Below are 2,743 nucleotides of genomic sequence, written 5' to 3' on the forward strand. Positions count from 1 at the left end.
TTATAACTAATCTTATTTCCAACGCGATACGCGATACGCGATACGAGACGAAGTCTGTTGAAAATATTTTTGGCTTTTTGGGAAATAACCACCATATACCTCTTTAAGGTATCACAGCTATCTTAATACCCTTATGTGCCAACATCATTTCTATCACAGTAGATATTTCACTAAGGGGAAATTCGTAAGTAATTAATGCATCGATATCAATTATCTTATTACAGATTATATTGAAAGCTCTTTTAACCTGTTGAGGGTTGTAATGGAAAACTCCCTTTATATTTATTTGAGAATAATGAATTAAACTAGTATCAATAGATATTTTGGTTCCTCTTTCACATCCCCCAAAAAGATTTACCGTCCCTCCTTTTCTAACCATAGAAATAGACTGCTCCCAAACTTCAGGTAAGCCTACTGCTTCAATAACTACATCTGCACCTCTTCCACCTTCTGTAATTTTTTTTACTTCTTCTACCGGATTTTTCACTTTTGATACATTGATAGTCTTATAAGCTCCTAACTTCGAGGCTAATTTGAGTCTTTCTTCCAATTGGTCAGCAATAATCACTTTAGCTCCTCTTAACCTTGCTAGTTGTAAATACATTAATCCTATCGGACCAGCTCCATTTATAACTACCGTATCACCCAAATTAATATTAGACTCCTCAATTCCATGAACTACACAAGAAAGAGGTTCTAATAATGCTGCTTCTTTATAGCTTACATTTTCTGGAATTGAAAATAAATTTTGAGCTACAATAGCAGCAGGAACTTTTATATATTCTGCAAAAGCTCCGCTTAAATGAATATACAAATTTTCGCATAAATTAAAATCGCCTTTTTTGCAATAAAAGCAATGATTACAAGGAGCAGAATTAGCAGCCGTTACTCTCATTCCTGGTTCAAAATCCCTTACTTTTTTTCCTACTTTAATTATATCACCGGAAAATTCATGTCCAAATACAAAAGGTGGATTAAATAAATGATGCCCTCTCAGGTACATTTTTCGATCTGTTCCGCAGGTAAGAGCAGCTCTTATTTTTACCAAAACTTCGTCAGAATCGATGTTGGGAATGCTAACTTCTTCCAATCGTACCTGTTGAGGACCATAAAATATTGCTGCTCTCATAATTTTATTTGAGGGATTCATATTTTTTGCTTTTATGTTTTTCAATTATTATAGATACCCTCCTCTCCTTTTTCTTTTAATATTTTTTGCTTAAAAAGAATATTAGCTTAATTATTTAAATATTTTTAGAATTGACGATTAAAATATTTCTCTTTAAAATCATATTAATTATATAAGTATAGATAAATATATGGATAGGTTCTGCCACCATCCGAGGTGGTATTAATACTGCCCAAGGAAGCCCAAATAAAATATGTAAAAAGTAAGATATCAACAAAATAGAAGTTATTATCTGCCCTATAGCAATAGCTATTCCTAACTCAAAAACATTAGGTTCATCCTTTTTCATTAAGATTAAGATAGTCGCAGGAATTATTCCGCCTAAAGCAGAAGTCAGAGTAAAATGAGGCATATAAGCCCCCATAGGATTGATAAAGTATCCCAATAAGTCAGAAAAAGCTCCTATTAACCCTCCTACTAGAGGACCAAATACAATACCTCCTAAAATTATAGGTAACTTTCCTAAACCTATCCTAACCCCTTCTACTCCTCCAATAGCAATACGCAAACTAGCTACTCGGGTTAAAATTATACTTAATGCAATTAAAAGACCCATGGTAGTAATTTCACGAGATGAGATCTTCATTTAATTTTTCCTCCTTGATATAGCTGAAAATAAATAAAACTTTTTCTGCTACATCAAGAAGTATCTATATAAAAGCAATTTTCGATGTAGCAGCGAACGCGATGATATACCGCAAGCTTAAAAATATCTTGATAAATCTTTAAGCCTTTCGTTTAGAGACAACGTCCCATTCTCTAACACTTAACGCATATCACCTACTCTGACTTTTAACTATCTTTGGTTAAATTATTTTAATTAATCGCCTCCCCTTTATTTAAATTCTTTTTTAATTACCTATTGATTAAATGTTGCTTCGATGTTTATTTTTCTTGGTTTATTATAAAGAAATATAATTGGTTAAAGTTCCAATACCTTCAATCTCTACTTCTACTACATCACCTACCTGGAGTTCGCCTACTCCAGAGGGAGTACCAGTAACTATAAGATCTCCTGGATTCAAAGTCATTATTTGAGAAATAAAACTTACGATTTCTTCTATCTTAAAAATCATCTTACTAGTTGAGGAATGTTGCTTTACTTTACCATTCTGCCGAAGTTTTATTTCTAAATTATTAGGTTCCAAATCAGTAACTAGATAAGGACCAAGAGGAGCAAATGTATCAAATGATTTAGATCTAGTCCATTGTCCATCCTTTTTTTGTAAATCTCTAGCCGTTACATCATTAAAACAGGTGTAACCTAATACATTTTCGTAAACCTCTTTTGGTTTAATATTTTTAACTTTATTTTTTATAATTACTCCTAACTCTGCTTCGTAATCTAAACGTTCAGTCATTTTTGGATAAATAATATTCTCTTTATGCCCGATTACTGCACTAGAAGGTTTTAAAAATATCAAAGGTTTCTCAGGAATCTTCAATTTAAGTTCTTCTGCATGGTCAAAATAATTCAATCCCAAGGCTATTATTTTAGAAGGCAAACAAGGAGGTAAATATTTAATCTCCAAAAGAGAATATTGATTTTCTAAA

At 32.2% G+C, this 2,743-nt stretch carries 3 protein-coding genes and 1 riboswitch; all 3 genes read right to left on the reverse strand.

The features are described 5' to 3' along the window. Positions 1 to 103: 103 nt before the first annotated feature. Entirely contained in the window at positions 104 to 1,174 is a 1,071-nt protein-coding gene (locus COZ07_RS09335) for a zinc-binding dehydrogenase (protein WP_406608294.1), read from the reverse strand. Between the two features lie 70 nt (positions 1,175 to 1,244). Continuing rightward, on the reverse strand, positions 1,245 to 1,775 hold the full coding sequence (locus tag COZ07_RS09340; RefSeq protein ID WP_406608295.1) for a folate family ECF transporter S component: 531 nt from the start codon (positions 1,773 to 1,775) through the stop codon (positions 1,245 to 1,247). Positions 1,776 to 1,863: 88 nt separating this feature from the next. Then, positions 1,864 to 1,979: riboswitch (THF riboswitch) on the reverse strand. A gap of 112 nt (positions 1,980 to 2,091) precedes the next feature. Further along, positions 2,092 to 2,743 (reverse strand): fumarylacetoacetate hydrolase family protein (locus tag COZ07_RS09345; RefSeq protein ID WP_406608296.1); only part of this gene is annotated, 652 nt, incomplete at its 5' end.

The organism is Candidatus Infernicultor aquiphilus (assembly GCF_002784285.1).
GTDB classification, from domain to species: domain Bacteria; phylum Atribacterota; class Phoenicimicrobiia; order Phoenicimicrobiales; family Phoenicimicrobiaceae; genus Infernicultor; species Infernicultor aquiphilus.

Coding starts and splice junctions, on each gene's coding strand:
- COZ07_RS09340 (WP_406608295.1), bottom strand. CDS start 1,775: ATGAAGATCTCATCTCGTGAAATTACTACCATGGGTCTTTTAATTGCA.